13 protein-coding genes are annotated in these 17,029 nt (G+C 68.4%); 7 read left to right on the plus strand and 6 right to left on the minus strand.

Going from position 1 to position 17,029, the window contains the following annotated elements; all coding sequences use genetic code 11:
- Positions 1–67: 67 nt before the first annotated feature.
- The gene (locus tag AC3IPM_RS10275) at positions 68–1,264 is read left to right on the plus strand and encodes an MFS transporter (protein WP_489299750.1); all 1,197 of its coding nucleotides are present in this window, start codon (positions 68–70) and stop codon (positions 1,262–1,264) included.
- Between the two features lie 6 nt (positions 1,265–1,270).
- On the opposite strand, the gene AC3IPM_RS10280 is transcribed toward AC3IPM_RS10275, so the two are convergent.
- Entirely contained in the window at positions 1,271–2,068 is a 798-nt protein-coding gene (locus AC3IPM_RS10280; RefSeq protein WP_489299751.1) for an AraC family transcriptional regulator, read from the minus strand.
- 297 nt (positions 2,069–2,365) lie between these two features.
- Between AC3IPM_RS10280 and AC3IPM_RS10285 the strand changes: the two genes are divergently transcribed.
- Both AC3IPM_RS10285 and AC3IPM_RS10290 read left to right on the plus strand, forming a co-directional pair.
- Positions 2,366–5,743 carry a GH92 family glycosyl hydrolase gene (locus tag AC3IPM_RS10285; RefSeq protein ID WP_489299752.1) on the plus strand — a complete coding sequence of 1,126 codons (3,378 nt, stop codon included), beginning with the start codon at positions 2,366–2,368 and terminating at the stop codon, positions 5,741–5,743.
- A gap of 14 nt (positions 5,744–5,757) precedes the next feature.
- Positions 5,758–6,432, plus strand: a complete 675-nt coding sequence (locus AC3IPM_RS10290; RefSeq protein WP_489299753.1) for a basic secretory protein-like protein — start codon at positions 5,758–5,760, stop codon at positions 6,430–6,432.
- A gap of 18 nt (positions 6,433–6,450) precedes the next feature.
- On the opposite strand, the gene AC3IPM_RS10295 is transcribed toward AC3IPM_RS10290, so the two are convergent.
- Positions 6,451–6,879: a host attachment family protein gene (locus AC3IPM_RS10295; RefSeq protein WP_489299754.1), complete on the minus strand. Its 429-nt coding sequence runs from the start codon at positions 6,877–6,879 to the stop codon at positions 6,451–6,453.
- Between the two features lie 102 nt (positions 6,880–6,981).
- Positions 6,982–9,309, minus strand: coding sequence for a GH92 family glycosyl hydrolase (locus AC3IPM_RS10300; protein WP_489299755.1), 2,328 nt, complete (start codon positions 9,307–9,309; stop codon positions 6,982–6,984).
- A 181-nt stretch (positions 9,310–9,490) separates the two neighbouring features.
- Between AC3IPM_RS10300 and AC3IPM_RS10305 the strand changes: the two genes are divergently transcribed.
- From AC3IPM_RS10305 to AC3IPM_RS10320, 4 genes are read left to right on the plus strand one after another with little or no spacing between them, the layout of a single operon-like run.
- Complete coding sequence (locus AC3IPM_RS10305) at positions 9,491–10,180, plus strand: DUF3348 domain-containing protein (RefSeq protein WP_489299756.1); 690 nt, start codon at positions 9,491–9,493, stop codon at positions 10,178–10,180.
- 10 nt (positions 10,181–10,190) lie between these two features.
- The gene (locus tag AC3IPM_RS10310) at positions 10,191–12,626 is read left to right on the plus strand and encodes a DUF802 domain-containing protein (RefSeq protein ID WP_489299757.1); all 2,436 of its coding nucleotides are present in this window, start codon (positions 10,191–10,193) and stop codon (positions 12,624–12,626) included.
- On the plus strand, positions 12,623–13,270 hold the full coding sequence (locus tag AC3IPM_RS10315; RefSeq protein ID WP_489299758.1) for an OmpA family protein: 648 nt from the start codon (positions 12,623–12,625) through the stop codon (positions 13,268–13,270). Before AC3IPM_RS10310 ends, AC3IPM_RS10315 begins: the two co-directional genes overlap by 4 nt.
- The gene (locus AC3IPM_RS10320) at positions 13,260–13,862 is read left to right on the plus strand and encodes a DUF2894 domain-containing protein (RefSeq protein ID WP_489299759.1); all 603 of its coding nucleotides are present in this window, start codon (positions 13,260–13,262) and stop codon (positions 13,860–13,862) included. Before AC3IPM_RS10315 ends, AC3IPM_RS10320 begins: the two co-directional genes overlap by 11 nt.
- Before the next feature lie 22 nt (positions 13,863–13,884).
- Here AC3IPM_RS10320 and AC3IPM_RS10325 read toward each other — a convergent pair whose 3' ends face one another.
- From AC3IPM_RS10325 to AC3IPM_RS10335, 3 genes are read right to left on the minus strand one after another with little or no spacing between them, the layout of a single operon-like run.
- Complete coding sequence (locus AC3IPM_RS10325; protein ID WP_489299760.1) at positions 13,885–14,553, minus strand: hypothetical protein; 669 nt, start codon at positions 14,551–14,553, stop codon at positions 13,885–13,887.
- An 11-nt stretch (positions 14,554–14,564) separates the two neighbouring features.
- Positions 14,565–16,310: a putative porin gene (locus AC3IPM_RS10330; RefSeq protein ID WP_489299761.1), complete on the minus strand. Its 1,746-nt coding sequence runs from the start codon at positions 16,308–16,310 to the stop codon at positions 14,565–14,567.
- A 36-nt stretch (positions 16,311–16,346) separates the two neighbouring features.
- Positions 16,347–17,027 (minus strand): TonB family protein, encoded by a 681-nt coding sequence (locus AC3IPM_RS10335; RefSeq protein ID WP_489299762.1) that lies wholly within the window; start codon positions 17,025–17,027, stop codon positions 16,347–16,349.
- Between the last annotated feature and the right edge of the window lie 2 nt (positions 17,028–17,029).

Below are 17,029 nucleotides of genomic sequence, written 5' to 3' on the forward strand. Positions count from 1 at the left end.
CTATCGCGGCAGACGGCAATGCCGCAGCCACCTAGGCTTGCCCACACCTGCTGCAATCACGTTCGACATGACTTCCAACACCCCCTCCCCCGCACCCGCCGCGCACGGCTTTGCGATCCGCATTGTCGGTGCCGCTGCCTTCGCGCACCTGCTCAACGACATGATCCAGGCCGTGTTGCCCGCGGTATATCCGATGCTCAAGACCCAGTTCGCACTGAGCTTCGGCCAGATCGGCATCATCGGGCTGGTCTACCAGGTCACCGCCTCGCTGCTGCAGCCCTGGATCGGCATGTACACCGACAAGCACCCGCTGCCCTACCTGTTGCCGTCGGGCATGCTGGCCACCTTCGCCGGCATCGGGCTGATGGCCCTCGCCGGCAGTTACGAAATGCTGCTGGTGGCGGCCGCGGTGGTGGGCATCGGCTCGGCCACCTTCCACCCGGAAGCGTCGCGGGTGGCACGGATGGCCTCGGGCGGCCGCTTCGGCACGGCGCAGTCGACCTTCCAGGTGGGCGGCAACACCGGCTCGGCGATTGGCCCGTTGCTGGCAGCGGCGGTAGTGGTGCCGTACGGGCAGCGTGCGATTGCCTGGTTCATGCTGGCCGCCGCGCTGGCGATCGGCGTGCTGTTGCGCCTCACCGGCTGGACCGTGCGGCATGGTCAGGCCACGATGACCCGGCTGGCACGCAGCCCCGGCACCGGCCTGAGTCGCGGCAAGGTGGTACAGGCCGTGGCGGTGATCGCCGTGCTGATGTTCGCCAAGTTCGTCTACATCGCCTCGTTCACCAACTACTTCACCTTCTACCTGATCCAGCGCTTCGGGCTGAGCGTGCAGCAGAGCCAGCTGTACCTCTTCATCTTCCTGGCCTCGGTGGCACTGGGCACCTTCATCGGCGGCCCGGTGGGCGACCGCATCGGGCGCAAGGCGGTGATCTGGATTTCGTTCCTGGGCGTGGCACCGTTCGCGCTGCTGCTGCCCTACGCCAACCTGGCCGGTACCGCGGCGCTGGCGGTAGCGGTGGGGCTGGTGATGTCCTCGGCGTTTGCCGCGCTGGTGGTCTACGCGCAGGAAGCCGTGCCCGGGCGGGTTGGCATGGTGTCGGGGCTGATGTTCGGCCTGATGTTCGGCATCGGCGGCATCGGTGCCGCAGGCCTGGGCCAGCTGGCCGATGTGCACGGCATCGTGTGGGTGTACCACTTCACGTCCTACCTGCCGCTGCTGGGGCTGGCCACCGCGTTCCTGCCCCGCACCCGCGCGCACTGAGGCCACTCAGCTGAAGAACTGGCTGGGCAACTGGCCGAAGCGCTTCTTGAACATCGCGGTGAAAGCACTGGGGCTGGCATAGCCCAGCGACAGCGCTACGTCGATGACCTTCTGCCCGTGCGCCAGCTGCTCCAGTGCACGCAACAGGCGTGCCTGCTGCCGCCACTGGCCGAAGGTCATGCCCAGCTCGCGTGCGCACAGGCGCTGGATCGTCTTGACGTCCACGCCCAGCCGTTCCCCCCAGTCCTGCAGGGTAGCGTCGTCCTCCGGCGCCACTTCCAGCCGCCGTCCGATCGCCCGCAGGCGCGGGTCGCGCGGTTGCGGCAGGTGCAGTGGCAGAACCGGCAGGGTCTGCAGTTCATCCAGGATGAGCTGCATCAGCCGTCCATCGCGCGAGTCGGCGCGATACGGTTGCGCGATGTCCACCGCGGCGCGGATCAGCGCGGCCAGCAACGGGGTCACCGACACGGTGGACGCATTCGCCGGCGGTTGGGCGATCGCCTGCGGCAGGATGTACAGGCTGCGCATGCCCACCACGCCGATGCAGCTGACCCGATGGCCCATGCCGGCCGGAATCCAGATCGCGCGCGTGCTGGGCACCACCCAGCGACCGGTGCCGGCCTGCACCACCAATACGCCCGATTCGGCATACACCAGCTGATGCCGGTCCGGATGGTGGTGCAGCGCGATCACGGTACCGGCGGGATAGTCGCGCGCGCGGCACAGCACCGGAATGTCCGGACCCACCGGCAGCCGACGGCCTTCTCCGGCCGCGAGCGCGATGTCCTTTCTTCGATAAAGCACGGGTAGATCCTGCCAAACAACCAATCGCCCCCGACTGTAGCGGCCTGTACGGCCGCCCTCAAGGCATCCCTGCAAAGAAAATCCGCGGCCTTCGCACCGACCACTTTGGATCGTTCCAAAGGAAAGATGTCTGTGCGCTGCGATTTGCGTTTCCACCGCACTTAGATCGAACTAAATGGCACTTGCCAGCGTTGTTCGAGGTAAGGCAGGATCGAGCGATCCATCGACCGGCCCGCGGCCGGCTCCCCACGATGGGAGCCCACCCGTTCCGCTCGACTTTCCAGGGAGATCACCACCATGCCGTTGTCCCGTTTCCCCCGCCGCGCTTCCGTGGCGCTTTCACCGCTGGCCCTTGCGCTTGGGCTGGTTCTGAACGCGCAGGCCGCGCCCCTGGTGACGTCCTTCGAGCCCGGCGAGCCGACGCCGGCGGGCAGTACAGACGGGGCACTGCAGCTGCGCATCGGAGCCGGCCCGGTGGCGCCGTACACCGCCAAGCCGAAGGTGGGTTACAGCGGCACGCATGCCCTGCACTACGCGGGAAACGGTGGTGCAGCGCGGCAAAAACTGTTCGATACGCAGGTTGAGATCGGCGCCGATACCACCTTGTCGTGGCTGGTGCTGCCGGAAATCGTCGAGGGCGATACCGTGGCCTCGACCTATGTCTCGCTGGACCTGGTGCTGGACGACGGCAGCCGTGTCTCGGCCAGCGGCGCCCGCGACCTGCATGGCATGGCCCTGGGTGCCGTGGCACAGGGGGACTCCAAGACCCTGTACCCGCAGCAGTGGGCGCACAAGTCGGTGCGGCTTGGCGATGTGCCCGCCCTGCGCGGCCGCCGCATCGTGGCGGTGGAACTGGAGGTAGCCAGTGCCGCAGGAAAGCCGGTATCGGGCTGGATCGATGACGTGCGCCTGGAGGACACCGCACGCACCGCCCCGCAACGCGCCTCGGACTGGGTGCTGACCACGCGCGGCAGTCAGGCCAATGGCACCTTCTCGCGCGGCAACAACTTCCCGGCCACCGCGGTGCCGCATGGCTTCAACTTCTGGACGCCGGTGACCGATGCCGGGTCGCTGACCTGGCTGTACCGCTGGAACGAACAGAACGACGCGGCCAACCGCCCGCAGCTGCAGGCGCTGGCATTGAGCCACCAGCCCAGCCCGTGGATGGGCGACCGCCAGACCTTCCAGGTGATGCCCTCCTCCTCGCGTGGCGTGCCTGAAGCCGACCGCGGCAAGCGCGCGTTGAGCTTCTCGCATGCCAATGAAACCGCGCGCCCGTACCGTTACGCGGTGAGGTTCGACAACGGCATCGCCGCGGCAATCGCCCCCACCGACCATGCCGCCGTGTTCCGCTTCGACTTCCCGGCCGGCGGCGATGCCAACCTGCTGTTCGACAACGTCGATGGCCGTGCCGGGCTGACCCTGGATGCGGCCACGCAGACGCTGTCCGGCTACACCGATACACGCAGCGGCCTGTCCACCGGCGCCACGCGCATGTTCGTGTATGCCAGCTTCGACCGCCCGTGGCGCAGTAGCGGGCGCGTGCGTACCGGCCGCCCCACCGGCTACATCAAGTTTGATCCAGGCAGCGACCGTCGCGTGCAGATGCGCGTCGCCACCTCGTTGATCTCGCTGGAACAGGCCAAGCACAACCTGGCGCTGGAAATCGCCGCCAGCGACGACCTCGACAGCGTGGCCGCGCGCGCCCAGGACGCCTGGGATGCGCGGCTGACGCCATTCGATATCGGCGATGCCAGCGATGACCAGAAAACCACGCTGTATTCCAGCCTGTATCGGCTGTACCTGTACCCGAATTCCGGCCATGAGAATGCCGGCACTGCCGCCGCACCGGACTGGCGCTATGCCAGCCAGGCCAGCGCCTCGGACGAGAACGCCGATGGCAGCGCGGTGCGCAGCTTCGCCCCGGTGCGCGATGGCAAGGTGTACGTCAACAATGGGTTCTGGGATACGTTCCGCACCACCTGGCCGGCCTACGCGCTGTTCACCAAGGACGATGCCGGTGCGCTGGTGCAGGGCTTCCTGGAGCAGTACCGCGCCGGTGGCTGGGTGGCGCGCTGGTCCTCGCCGGGCTTCGCCGACCTGATGGTGGGCACCAGTTCGGACGTGGCCTTCGCCGATGCGTGGCTGAAGGGTATCGACGGCTTCGATCCGGACGAGGCCTACGCAGCGGCGTTGAAGAACGCCACCGTGGTGCCGCCGGACCGCCATGTCGGCCGCAAGGGCATGGCCCGCTCCACCTTCCGCGGCTACGCCTCGGCCGACACCCATGAAGGGCTGTCGTGGACGATGGAAGGCGCGCTCAACGATTTCGGCATCGCCAACATGGCCCAGGCGCTGGCCAAGCGTGCCGACAGCCCAGCCGCGCGTGAGCGCTACACCACCGAGGCCGAGTACTTCCGCCACCGCGCCGGCACCTATGCCACGCTGTTCGATCCGGCCGCCGGGTTCTTCCAGGGGCGCCAGGCCGACGGCCGCTGGCGGCTGGATGCCAAGCAGTACGACCCGCGCGTGTGGGGCCACGATTACACCGAATCCAACGGCTGGACCTTCGCCTTCACCGCCGCGCACGACGGCCAGGGCCTGGCCGCGCTGTATGGTGGCCGCGAGGCACTGGCGGCCAAGCTCGACACCTTCTTCAGCACGCCGGAAACCGCCGAGGCCGCACTGGCCGGTTCCTACGGCGGCATCATCCATGAGATGACCGAGGCGCGTGATGTGCGCATGGGCATGTACGCGCACAGCAACCAGCCGGCCCACCACATTCCGTGGATGTACCTGTATGCCGGGCAGCCGTGGAAGACCCAGCAGCATGTGCGCGAGATCCTGTCGCGGCTGTATGTCGGCAGCGAGATCGGCCAGGGCTACCCGGGTGATGAGGACAATGGCGAGACCTCGGCGTGGTACGTGTTCGCCGCGCTGGGCCTGTACCCGTTGCGGATGGGCGCGCCGGAGTATGTGATCGGGTCACCGCTGTTCCGGCACGCGCGCGTGCAGTTGCAGGGCGGCGCGGTGTTGACGGTGAACGCGCCGGACAACTCCGAGCGCAACATCTACGTGCAGTCGCTGAAGGTCAACGGCAAGCCGTGGAGCAAGACCTGGCTGCCGCACGACGTGGTCGCCGCCGGCGCCACGCTGGACTTCGTGATGGGCCCGACGCCGTCGCGTTGGGGCACGGCACCCGGCGATGCGCCGCGTTCGTTGACTGCCGCTGGCGAGCGCCCCGCGCCGCTGTGCGATCTGCTGGCGGGCGCACGTGCACGACTGGAGGGCGGCGCCGAACTTGCCGTGCTGGTGGATGACGATGCCGGTACCGGCACCCTGCTGGGCAAGGGTGCCAGCCTGCTGCTGGACCACGTGGCCGACGGTACGCCGACGATGTACACGCTGACCAGCGGCACCGCCGGTGCAGGCGACGCCGCCTGGACGCTGGAGGCACGCACCGCCGGCGGCAGCTGGAAGAGCGTCGACCAGCGCCGCGGCGAGCGTTTCCGCTGGGCCCAGCAGACCCGCCCGTTCAAGATCGCCCACCCCGGCCGCTACGCCGAGTACCGCCTGCGCATCGCCGCCCCGGGCCGCCTGCCGCTGGCCGAAATCGAATTGCTCGCTGCCCCTGCCAACAAGGACGCCACATGCCCCTCGCCCGCCGCCTCCTGACGACCAGCGCGGTCATGGCTGCCCTCGCCTGCGCCCCCGCGCAGGCATTCGAGGCTGCCGAAACCCGCTCAGGCGTCACGCTGCGTTACGAAGATCCCAGTGACGCACTCAGCGCGGCCACCCGCGGCCGCATCATCGAGACATTCTTCTCCGCGTATCTGCGCCAACGCGCCGATTTCCATCCGGCGGCACCGGCGCAGGTGCGCATCGTCATCGATCCGGCGTACGACGGCGTGGCCTTCGTGGGCGAGAAGGAAGCCGCCGCCACCATCACCATCAATCCCGGCTGGCTGGCCAAGCATCCCGACGATATCGACCTGGTCACCCATGAAGCCATGCACATCGTGCAGGGCTACCCCGAATACGCCAACGAACGGGTGCCGTCGTGGCTGGTGGAGGGCATTGCCGACTACGTGCGTGACCGCTACGGGCTGGCCAACGCGGAGGCAGGATGGGCGTTGCCGCAACAAGTGAAACAGGGCCAGAACTTCGATACGGGCTATCGGGTCACCGGCGCGTTCCTGCGCTGGAGCGAACAGCAGCATCCGGGTCTGGTCGCCGCGCTCGATGCAGCGCTGCGCCAAGTGCGCTACACGCCCGAGCTGTGGAAGCAGCGCACCGGCCGCACGCTGCCGGCAACGTGGGAACGCTACGTGGCCGACAGCGGCGGCGTGGTGCCGGCAGGCTGAACCTCGCGGGGCCTGCCCTCAGGTGTCGAGGGCAACCGCCAGCGCCCGCTGGATATCCTCCAGCGGTGCATTGGTCAGGTCCTTGGCCAGGTCGCGCAGCAGCCGCGACTGGACCTCCTTGTGCAGCTGCGGCCGGATGCGGCCGAGCGTCTGCGGGTCGGCGATCAGAATCAGGTGTGCGTAGCGGTTGTTGAGCGCGTCTTCGTTCAACTGGGTTGCCAACTGCTTGGCGAACGTGGCTTCGTTGAGCTGGGCGATGCTCATGTCCTGCGGCATCGAGCCCGACGGGCCCTGACCGGAGATGCCCTGCGCGCTCAGGTCCTGCACCTGCAGTTGGTCCTGCTGCTTGAGCAGCATCGCGCGCCCGCTACCGATCGTGGTGAACACACGGGCCGAGCCGCCATCGGCCACAACGACCAGGGTGCCTTCGGGGATCTGCTGATGCATCGGGTACTCCTTTGGGGAAACGGCCGTCAGTGCAGCCGGTTTCCACCCTAGGCAATGCGATGTAAGCGCAGTGCATACGGATGTATGCACTGCGTCAGTGCCTCAGCGCGACATCGAATACGGCGCCTGCGCGCCCGGCCCCGGCCACGCCGTGTTCGGTTCGGCCTGCAGGGTGAAGTGCAGTTCGCCCCCGGCCAGGATCTCGGCATGGCGCAGGAAGGTGCGGTTCAAGGGCTTGCCGTTGAGGGTCACCGCGCCGATGTAGTCGTGGCCCTTCTGCATGCCCACGGTGGTGATGCGGAAGGTCTTGCCATTGGGCAGGTTGAGCGTGGCGGCGGGCAGGAACGGCCGGCCGATGATGTACTCCGCGCTGCCCGGTGCCACCGGATAGAAGCCCAGCGCGGTGAACACATACCAGGCTGACATCTGGCCGAGGTCGTCATTGCCGGCCAGGCCGTCGGGACGGTCGGCGTACTGGCTGTCCATGATCTGCTTGAGCCGTGCCTGGGTCCGCCAGGGCTGGCCGGCATAGGCGTACAGGTAGGCCACGTGATGGCTGGGTTCATTGCCGTGTGCGTACCAGCCGATCAGCCCGGTGATGTCTTCCATGTGCTCGAAGATCGACGGATCCACTTTGGCCTCGAACACCTGGTCCAGGCGCGCCAGCAGTTTGTCGCTGCCGCCGTGCACGCCGGCCAGGCCGGCCACGTCATGCGGCACATACCAGGAGTACTGCCAGGCATTGCCCTCGGTGTAGTCGGTGCCGTAGCCGCTGGCGCTGGGGTCGAACGGCGTGCGGAAGCTGCCATCGCGCTTGCGCGCCCGCATGAAGCCGGTGTCGGCGTCGTAGGCGTTACGCCAGTTGCCGGCGCGCTTGTCGAAAGCCGCCTGCACATCGGTGCGGCCCATCGCCTGCGCCATGCGCGCGATGGTCCAGTCGTCGAAGGCATATTCGAGGGTCTTGCTGGCGGCCTCGCCTTCTTCATCGATCGGCACCCAGCCCAACTCGCGGTACTGCGCGATGCCGTCGTAGGGGCCGTAGTTGGCGGTGGCCACCATTGCATCCAGCGCCTTGTTGGCATCGAAGCCGCGGATGCCCTTGAGGTAGGCATCAGCAATCACCGGCACCGCGTGGTAGCCGATCATGCACCAGGTTTCCTGGCCATGGAACGCCCATACCGGCAGCATCCCGTAGGGGCTGTGCTGCTGGTGGGCGAGCAGGGAATTGACGATGTCGCTGTTGTGCTTTTCCGGCTGTACCAGGGTGAGCAGCGGATGCAGTGCACGGTAGGTGTCCCACAATGAGAACGTGGAATAGTTGGTGAAGCCTTCGGCACGGTGCACGGCATTGTCCGAGCCGCGATATTGGCCATCCACATCCATATGCAGGGTCGGCCCGAGCAGGCTGTGATAGAGCGCGGTATAGGCGCTGCGCCGATCCTGCTCGGGCGCCTGGATGTCCAGCACCGACAGGGCCTGCTGCCACTGCTGGCGGGCATCGGCACGGACCTTGTCGAAATCGAATCCGGGCACTTCCGCGTCCAGATTGGCGATCGCGCCGGCCTCGCTCACCGAGGAGATGGCGACCTTCACCACCAGCGGCGCGTCGAGTGTGCCGAAATCAAAACTGCCCACCAACTGGCGACCTTCGATCTGGGCACGCTGCTGCGGACTGTTGTGGCCCGGCGGCGGGAAGCCCTTGTAGGCGATGTCGGTTTCCGTGTTGTGGAAGGCATGGCCGGTCAGCGGGCGCGAGAAACGCATCGCGAAGTACAACTGGCGTCCCGGTGCCCAGCCGCGGGTTTCGCGGAAGCCGGTGATGGTGCCGTCCGGTTGCGCGCGCAGCCGCGACCACAGAATCTTGCCCGGGTAGTCATACAGGCTGGTGCGCAGGTCCAGCAGCACCTTGGCCGGCGTGCCGGCCGGGAAGCTGTAGCGGTGCACGCCGACCCGGGCGCTGGTGGTGAGCTCGGCGCGTACCTTGTAGTCGTCCAGGGTCACGGCGTAGTAGCCGGGCTCGGCGCGCTCGTTGTCATGTTTGAAGCGTGAGGCGTAGCCGCTGCGCGGTTTTTCGGGGTCGCCGCGTTCCAGCCCGGGCTCACCGGTGAAGGGCATGAGCAGCACGTCGCCCAGGTCGGAGTGGCCGCTGCCGGAGAAATGGGTATGGGAGAAGCCGACGATGCTGCTGTCGTCGTAGCGGTAACCGGCGGCCCAGCCGTAGGCCTTCTCACGCGGCTGGATACGGGTATCCGGGCTGAGCTGGACCATCCCGAACGGCACCGTGGCACCGGGATAGGTGTGCCCCTCGCCGCCGGTGCCGATGAACGGGTCGACCGCCGTGAAGGCGCGCTCGCCCAGGCTGGGGGTGGCGGCCAGCGCCGTGCCCGTCACCAACATTGCCCCGACTGCCAGGGCCACCCAACCCGTCATGTTCCGCTTCGGCATGTTCGTCTTTTAGATCGATTCAAGTTCGTTCGATCCTAGCACCGGTCCTGCGCGGACTGCATGCTGCGGTGCGGGTGGCGCAAACAGCCTGCCCCGGCCCTGCCCAACCACGTTCAGACAGCCAAACGGTCATTCCGGTGTAAAATTCATCGTTTTAACCGGAACAATGGCGAAACCGCGTCACCGCCCGCCGCTTGCCGGCCCGTCCTTGATCCGCCTGCTGGCGGGGTTTGCCGAGGACACCGCGCCGATCAACAGCCCCGACCTGTCGGACCGGCTCAGCCAATGGCTGGACTGGACACGGGCGGTGGCGTTGTCGCGGGCGCTCGAGGGCCGCCTGCCGTCACCGCCGGAGGGGGTGCGCGGCTTCGATGCCGCGGTGGAAGCCGAGTGTGCACAACTGCGGGCACGTCTGGCCGAGGCCATCGCGCAACCACCGGCGCCGCTGCGGGCTGGAACGGCAGCCGATGATTTCGCGCCGCACCGGCAACGCTGCCTGAGCCTGCAACGCTCGATCCAGGCCAATACCGGCCAGCTGCGTGGACGCCTGCGCGACATGCTCAGCCATACCGCAGGCGATGGCCCACGGTTGGCCGAGGTGGATGCGGTGCTGGAGCAGACCCTGAGCCCGCGCGAGCAGGCCCTGCTGGCCAAGGTGCCGGCGCTGCTGGCCACCCATTTCGAACGGCTGTGCGCCCCCGCGCCGGCCGAGGCAGCGGCCGATAGCGCCGCGCCAACGGCAGCCAGCGATGGCCTGCCCCGCTTCCAGCGCGACATGCAGGCCACCCTGCTGGCCGAGCTGGATGTTCGTTTTCAACCGATCGACGGCCTGCTTGCAGCGCTGCGCTCGCACTAACCGGATGGTCATGTTCAGAACCGCTCTCTCCCTCGTTGTATTCCTCGCCGGCCTGCTGGCAGCGTGCTGGATCGGTATCGGTTACATCGGCTCCAATGCCATCGGCGCAGCCGTGGCCCTGGTGATCGCGGCCTGTTACGTGGCCGGTGCGGTGGAACTGCTGCACTACCGGCGGGCCACCGCCGCGCTGACGCGCGCGCTCGATCAGGTCGCCTTGGCAGGCACGGACCTGTCGGCGTGGCTGCAACAGGTGCCCGGCGCGCTGCGCAATGCGGTCCGCCTGCGCGTGGACGGCGAGCGGATCGCCCTGCCCGGCCCGGTGCTCACCCCCTACCTGGTGGGCCTGCTGGTGTTGCTGGGCATGCTCGGCACCCTGCTCGGCATGATGGCCACCCTGCGCGGCACCGGCCTGGCGCTGGAAAGCGCGACGGACCTGCAGGCGATCCGCGGCTCGCTCGGCGCGCCGGTGGAAGGCCTCGCGGTGGCGTTCGGCACCTCGATTGCGGGTGTGGCCACCTCGGCGATGCTGGGCCTGCTGTCGGCACTGTGCCGGCGCGAACGGTTGCAGGTGGTGCAGCAGCTGGATGCCGCGATCGCCACCGATCTGCATGTGCATTCGCAGTCCTGGCAGCGCACCGAGGCCTTCCGTCTGCTGCAGGCGCAGGCCGGGCTGATGCCGGCACTGGTGGAGCGCCTGCAGGCGATGACCAACGCCATTGAACAGCACAGCAGTGACACCCAGCAGCGCCTGCTGGAAAGCCAGCAGGTCTTCCATGCCAAGGCCGACGCCGAACACGCGCGGCTTGCCGCATCGGTGGAGCAGGCCTTGAAGGACAGCGCCAGCGAAAGCGCACGCGCCGTCGGCAGCGCGCTGCAGCCGGTGATGGAAACCACCCTGGCCGCGATCAGCCGTGAGACCACCGCCCTGCAGGGCAGCGTCAGCGAGGCCGTGCAGCGCCAGTTGCAGGGCCTGGAGACGGGCTTCGCAGCCAGCCGCAGCGCGACTACCGAAACCTGGAACGCTGCCCTGGCATCCCAGCGCGAGAGTCATGCCGCACTGGGCGAGATGCTGCGCGGCACGCTGACCGAGGTGGTGCAGCAGCATGACCAGCAAGGGCGCGGCTTGGCCGATGCGCTGGGCAGCCGTTTCGATGCGAGCATGCAGCGCGCCCTCGAGGCACAGCAGACCCAGCAGCAGGACAACGCCCGCCTGACCGACGACCTGCGCGCGGCATTGGCCGGGTTCGCCCAGCAGCACGGACAGCAGTCCGGCGACCTGCTCGCCGCGGTATCGACCCGACTGGATGCCAGCGCCGAGCGCTCAACGCAGGCGCAGAACGCGCTGATCGAAGCCGTCGCCGCGCGACTGGAGACCACCAGCACGCACTGGGCTGCTGCACAGCAGGCCCAACAGCAGGCGCTGCAGCAGTTCGGCGAGCGCCACGACCAACGCGCCACCGATCTGCTTGAGGCCCTCGGCGCGCGCATGGCGCACAGTACCGATGCGGCGGCGGATGCCTGGTCGCAGGCGCTGTCGCGGCAGACCGCGCTCAATGATGGTTTGACCGAGCGCAGCCGGCAGGCCTGGGCAGCGGCCACGGCGGGCTTCGATGCGCAGGCGCAGCAACTGGTGGCGGCCATGCAGCAGTCGCAGGACGCCCTGCAGGACGCGCTGGAAGCACGCGATACGCAGCGTCTGGCGCTATGGAGCGACAGCTTCACTGCGCTGACCACCACGCTCGGCCAGCAGATGACCCGCACCGGCGCCGAGGTGAGCGAGCGTCAGCAGCAGATCTGCGATGCGTTGGCGCGCACCGCGCAGGAGATCAGCGCGCAGACCCAGGCGCATGCCAGCGACACCATCGCCGAAATCGCACGACTGGTGCAGGTCGCCTCGGAGGCGCCGAAGGCCGCCGCCGACGTGGTCGCCGAGCTGCGTCAGAAGCTGTCCGACAGCATGGTCCGCGACACCGCCATGCTGGACGAGCGCAGCCGCCTGCTGGCCACGCTGGAGACCCTGCTGGATGCGGTCAACCACGCCTCCACCGAGCAGCGCACGGCGGTGGATGCACTGGTAACCACCTCGGCCGATCTGCTGGAGCGGGTGGGTACGCGCTTCACCGATCACCTGGCTGCGGAAACCGGCAAGCTCGGCGATGTCGCCGCGCAGGTCACCGGCAGCGCAGTGGAAGTGGCCAGCCTGGCCGATGCGTTCGGCTCGGCGATGCAGCAGTTCGGCAGTGCCAGCACCGGGTTGGGCGAACGCCTGGAGACGGTGGCGACCGCGCTGGACGCCTCGTTGTCGCGCAGTGACGAACAGCTGGCCTATTACGTGGCGCAGGCACGCGAGGTGGTGGATCTCAGCGTGCTCTCGCAGCAGCAGATCATCGAGGAACTGCAGCAGCTGGCCGGCCGTCGTCGCGCTGCCGGGACCGCCAAGGCATGAGCGACGAGATCGAGCTGGAGACCGAATCCGGCGCGCCGGTCTGGGCCGCCTTCGGCGACCTGATGTCGGTGCTGCTGGGCGCGTTCGTGCTGATCCTGGTGGGCGTGGTCGCGTTGCAGCTGGAGCTGTCCAACCGGCTCGATCACGAAGTGCAGCAGCGCCAGGCCGAGGCCCAGCGCCGCAAGACCCTCGAGCAGGCGCTGGCGGTACCGCTGGCAGCCGGCCGGGTGACCATCGTCGATGGCCGCATCGGCATCCGCGGCAGCGTGCTGTTCGCCCTGAACTCGGACCAGCTGCAGCCCGAAGGCCGTGAGCTGCTCAAGAGCCTGGCCGGACCGCTGTCGGAGTACCTGGCCTCGCGCGAGGAGATCCTGATGGTCAGCGGCTTCACCGACGACCGCCAGGTGCGCGAAGGCAACCGGCAGTTCGCCGACAACTGGGCGCTGTCGGCCGAGCGCGCGCTCACCGTCACCCGTGCCCTGATCGCCGAGGGCGTGCCGGCTTCGGCGGTGTTCGCCGCGGCGTTTGGTGCCGAGCAGCCGGTGGACTCCAACGAGGGCGAAGAAGGCCGCGCGCGCAACCGCCGCGTGGAGATGGCCCCGATGCCGCGCCCCAAGGTGGCCAAGGCGCCGGATGCGCACTGAACCGAGCAGCCCGCAGGCCATGCTGACGGCGTGGCGCGAACAGCGGCAGGACCGCCACGACCCGCTGCGTTTCGCACAGATGGAAGCGCTGCAGCGACGCCTGATGCTGCAGCACGGCCCCGCGCGACAGCGGCTGGAGGCCACGCTCTCGGGCTGGATCGCCGCCTATGCCGAAAGCCTGCAACAAGCGCCCGCCGCAGCATCGCCGACGCTACCGGCACAAGGCGCACTGGGCGCGGTGCTGGCAGTGCTGGCACGTACACCGGATGACACCTCGCCGGCCCGCGCCTATCCCGAACTACCCGCGCTGCAGGAGTTCCGTGAGCGCTGGTCCGTGCTGCGCAGCCAGCGCCAGCTGCGGCAGACGCTTGCACAGGCCCCCAGCGATGGTGGCCCGCTCAATTCCAGCGTGCTGGTGCACCGCACCCTGGGCTGGATCGGCGAGGTGTCGCCGGGGTATCTGCAGCATCTGCTGGGCTATGTGGACAACCTGGCGTGGCTGGAGCAGCTGCCACTGCCCGCTGCCCCGGGCAGCAAACCGGTGGCCCGCAGCCCTCGCCCACGCCGACCCCGCGTGACCAAGGCGGACTGAAGCGTCCCGGCCCAGTGGCGGCTCAGTCCGCCTTGGAGGCTGCATCTGCCCCCTGCCCGGCCGACGGCAGCGGATGGGCATTGACCCGATTTTCGTACAGCCGGTCACCCTGCGCCTGGGCCAAGGCTTCAAAGCGCGCCCGCGACTGCGCCGCGAACGGTTGCCGCCGGCGAAGCGCACCGCCCACCCCCAGCTCTTCGTAGGCCGCCAGCACCTCCTGGCCAATCGAGTACAGCGCCGCGTTGCGCTGCACGCACTGCTGCAGCTGGCCGCGCATCTCGCCTTCGCTGGCCGCGATACCCTGTTGCTGTTTCTCGGCCGCCGCGACCTGTTGGCGCAGCTGCTGCACGGCCTGCTGCTGTCCCTGCAGGCGCTGCTCGGTGTCGGCCAGCTGCCCGCGCAGGCTGCGCAGTTGTGGATCACCCGCCTGCTGGCGGGCCTGCAGCTGCTTCAGCTCGGCACGCAGCCGGGTCACTTCGGCAGGGTCTGCCGCCGGTACCGGTACAGGCGCCTGCGCCACACGCAGCCGCGCCAGTTCGGCCTGCGCCTGCTGCAACTGGGTATGAGTGGCCTGCAGCTGGGTGCGCAGGCGTTGTTCCATGGTATTGCCACTCTGTGCTGCAGCGCTGCCGGCCAGCGTGGACAGCACCAGGCACAGCAGCACGGCAGGCGTAACGGGCGTGACGGTCATGCGCGCGATCCTCAGAAGCCGGTGTTGAATTCGAGCTGGAACACGTCGATCGACAGCGGCGGACCGAACACTTCCTTGGCCGCCATCCACTTGCCGCTGACCCAGCTGCGATGGTCCAGCGCGTACGCACCACCCACGTAGTACCCCTTGGCATTGGTGCCACCGAGGTGGAAGTTGGAATCGTTGTAGGCGTCGGGCAAGGCATCCGGCTCGATCCGCTTGTAGCCGAGCAGCGCCTGCCACTGGCCCTTTTCGGTCAATACCGGGCTGCCGAAGGTGGCCTGCAGCATGTAGGCGGTATCGCCGCTGCGGAAGGCGGTGATGCCGGTGCCGCCGCCCGCGCCGAAGTTGTTGACGATGCCGTTGCTGGCGCGCTGGAACATGGCCTGTTTGTCGTAGGCCAGGTTGCGGATGTAGTCCGCTTCCAGGCGCAGCCCGATGTCACTGCTGAGCGCGGTGTCCCAGCGCAGGTTGAGGTCGGCCAGGCGGAACGCCGAGGCCAGCCCGACGTACTGCGGGGTCGGTGTGTTGGCCGGGTCCAGCGGATTCAGGCTGACGTTGCGCAGCAGCATCAGGGTGTTGCCCTTCTGCATGAAGGCCGGGCGTGCCCAGTCGGTATCGCAGGCGACGGCGCCGGCATACAGCGCGCACGGTGAGGACAGCTTGCCGCTGGTGTTCTTGTAGTCGTAGTACGCCAGCGCTGCGCGCAGGCTGTTGTCGCTGTTGAACTGCCAGTTCACGCCCACCTGCGCACCACTGAGCCACTTGTTCTCGTTCGGCGTCTTGACCTGGCTCTGGCTGGGGCTGCTGTCGGAGGTGTACTCCAGCGGTATCACCGCCAGCGTGCCGAACAGCGACAGGCCTTCGTTGAAGTCGTAGTCGAACTTCGCCGCGACGCCATCGATGCTCAGGTCGTTGGAGAACAGCGTGTCGCTGGACCAGAACGGATTGTTGAAGCGGCCGCCGGTGAGCGTCAGCCAGTCGGTCGGCGCATACGACAGCCAGGCCTGGTCGAGCCAGACGTCCTTCTTGGTCAAGCCACCGCCAAGTTGCTCGGTGGTGGACACCGGCCCGTTGTTGCTGCCGCTGGCCAGGCGGATGCCGGCCTCGGTACGCTCACTGATCTTTGCCAGTACGCCCAGGCGGGCACGGATGCGCCACAGGTTGCGGCGGTCCTGGCGGGTGTTGAGCAGCGGCGGCAGCGCCAGGTTGGTATTGGCGTTGGTGTCGTAACCGTTGCCGGCATTGATCGCGGCCCAGTTGATTTCGATGTTGCTGTTGTTGTCGCTGTAGAAGCGCGACTCACTGCGCACGCGCATGTCGCCAGTGACGGTGAGGCGCTGGGTCCAGTCGGGCACCTGGTCCGGTGCCGCCCAGCCTTCGCGCTTGGCCTGCGCCAGCACCTCGCCGCGCACCTCGTCACGAATGCCATCGCGCACGCTCTGCGACACATAGGGCACGCGCACATCGCCGGGCATCAATGCAACCCCGCCGGTGCTGGCCGCCGTCGCGTCGCTGACGACCGGTGCCGCCGCGGCCGCCTCGGCACGGGCCTGCAGCAACAGGGCTTCACCATCGTCGGGCTTGAGTGCACCGCTGGCGATCAGGCCCTTGATCAGCTTGACCATGGTGCTCTCGGCCGGCTGTGCCTGCAGAGGGGCGGCCAGGCCCAGCCCGATCGCCACGGCGAAGGCCAGCACGGCGTGGGGGCGTCGGCCCTTCCGGGGCACGGTGCGGACAGCGGTGCGGTTGTTCATCGTTGCTCTCATCACGAATGGGAAGAAGAAGTACGTTCAGGCGCCGGGACGGCGACCCTGGATCAGCACACGTGCGGGGAAGTCCAGGCTGGCCGGTGGGCGCTGGTCGAGACGGCCGAGCTGGCGCAGGGCGTCGAGCACGGCTGCATCGGCCTCGGCATTGCCGCTGCCACGCACCAGTTCGACACGCTCCAGGCGCCCGTCCGGCTGCAGCCACACATCCACCTGCAGCTGGAATGCCAAGCGGCGCAGGCGCGCGTCCCGCGCGACCGCCTGCTGCAGCACATAGCCCAGGTAGCGGCCGTAGCTGGCGTTGCCGCCGCCGCGACCACTGCCGATGCTGCCGCCGCCGCTGCCGGACTGGATGCCGAAGCTGTCGGTGCCGGCCTGCCCGGCCGCATCCATGCTGACCGGGTCGCTGACGTCGGGCGTGGGGCTGGGTGCCTCGGCGGGCACCGGTTCGGCGACCGGCTCGGGCTCGCTGACGGTCTGTTCCGGTGGTGGTTCCGGCGGCGGTTCGGCCGGCGGTGGCGGTGGCGGCGGGAGCGGCGGTGGCAAGGCCAGCATCGGCGGCGTCTCCACCGGGCGGCGGGTGCTCGCCGGGTCCTTGAACAGCGCCCACCATGCCAGCCATGCCAGCACGGCCAGGCCCAGCAGCGCGGCGAGCACGATCAGCCACGCGGGCCAGCCGCGTTGACGCTTCCGCGGGTGCGGCATCG

Source organism: Stenotrophomonas sp. GL_111 (assembly GCF_057835245.1).

What these genes read in the sequence shown, in the direction of transcription:
- AC3IPM_RS10285 (WP_489299752.1), top strand. Translation starts at nt 2,366, where the DNA reads ATGCCGTTGTCCCGTTTCCCCCGCCGCGCTTCCGTGGCGCTTTCACCG.
- AC3IPM_RS10330 (WP_489299761.1), bottom strand. Translation starts at nt 16,310, where the DNA reads ATGAACAACCGCACCGCTGTCCGCACCGTGCCCCGGAAGGGCCGACGC.
- AC3IPM_RS10315 (WP_489299758.1), top strand. Translation starts at nt 12,623, where the DNA reads ATGAGCGACGAGATCGAGCTGGAGACCGAATCCGGCGCGCCGGTCTGG.
- AC3IPM_RS10305 (WP_489299756.1), top strand. Translation starts at nt 9,491, where the DNA reads ATGGCGAAACCGCGTCACCGCCCGCCGCTTGCCGGCCCGTCCTTGATC.
- AC3IPM_RS10300 (WP_489299755.1), bottom strand. Translation starts at nt 9,309, where the DNA reads ATGACGGGTTGGGTGGCCCTGGCAGTCGGGGCAATGTTGGTGACGGGC.
- AC3IPM_RS10310 (WP_489299757.1), top strand. Translation starts at nt 10,191, where the DNA reads ATGTTCAGAACCGCTCTCTCCCTCGTTGTATTCCTCGCCGGCCTGCTG.
- AC3IPM_RS10295 (WP_489299754.1), bottom strand. Translation starts at nt 6,879, where the DNA reads ATGCATCAGCAGATCCCCGAAGGCACCCTGGTCGTTGTGGCCGATGGC.
- AC3IPM_RS10325 (WP_489299760.1), bottom strand. Translation starts at nt 14,553, where the DNA reads ATGACCGTCACGCCCGTTACGCCTGCCGTGCTGCTGTGCCTGGTGCTG.
- AC3IPM_RS10275 (WP_489299750.1), top strand. Translation starts at nt 68, where the DNA reads ATGACTTCCAACACCCCCTCCCCCGCACCCGCCGCGCACGGCTTTGCG.
- AC3IPM_RS10320 (WP_489299759.1), top strand. Translation starts at nt 13,260, where the DNA reads ATGCGCACTGAACCGAGCAGCCCGCAGGCCATGCTGACGGCGTGGCGC.
- AC3IPM_RS10290 (WP_489299753.1), top strand. Translation starts at nt 5,758, where the DNA reads ATGGCTGCCCTCGCCTGCGCCCCCGCGCAGGCATTCGAGGCTGCCGAA.
- AC3IPM_RS10335 (WP_489299762.1), bottom strand. Translation starts at nt 17,027, where the DNA reads ATGCCGCACCCGCGGAAGCGTCAACGCGGCTGGCCCGCGTGGCTGATC.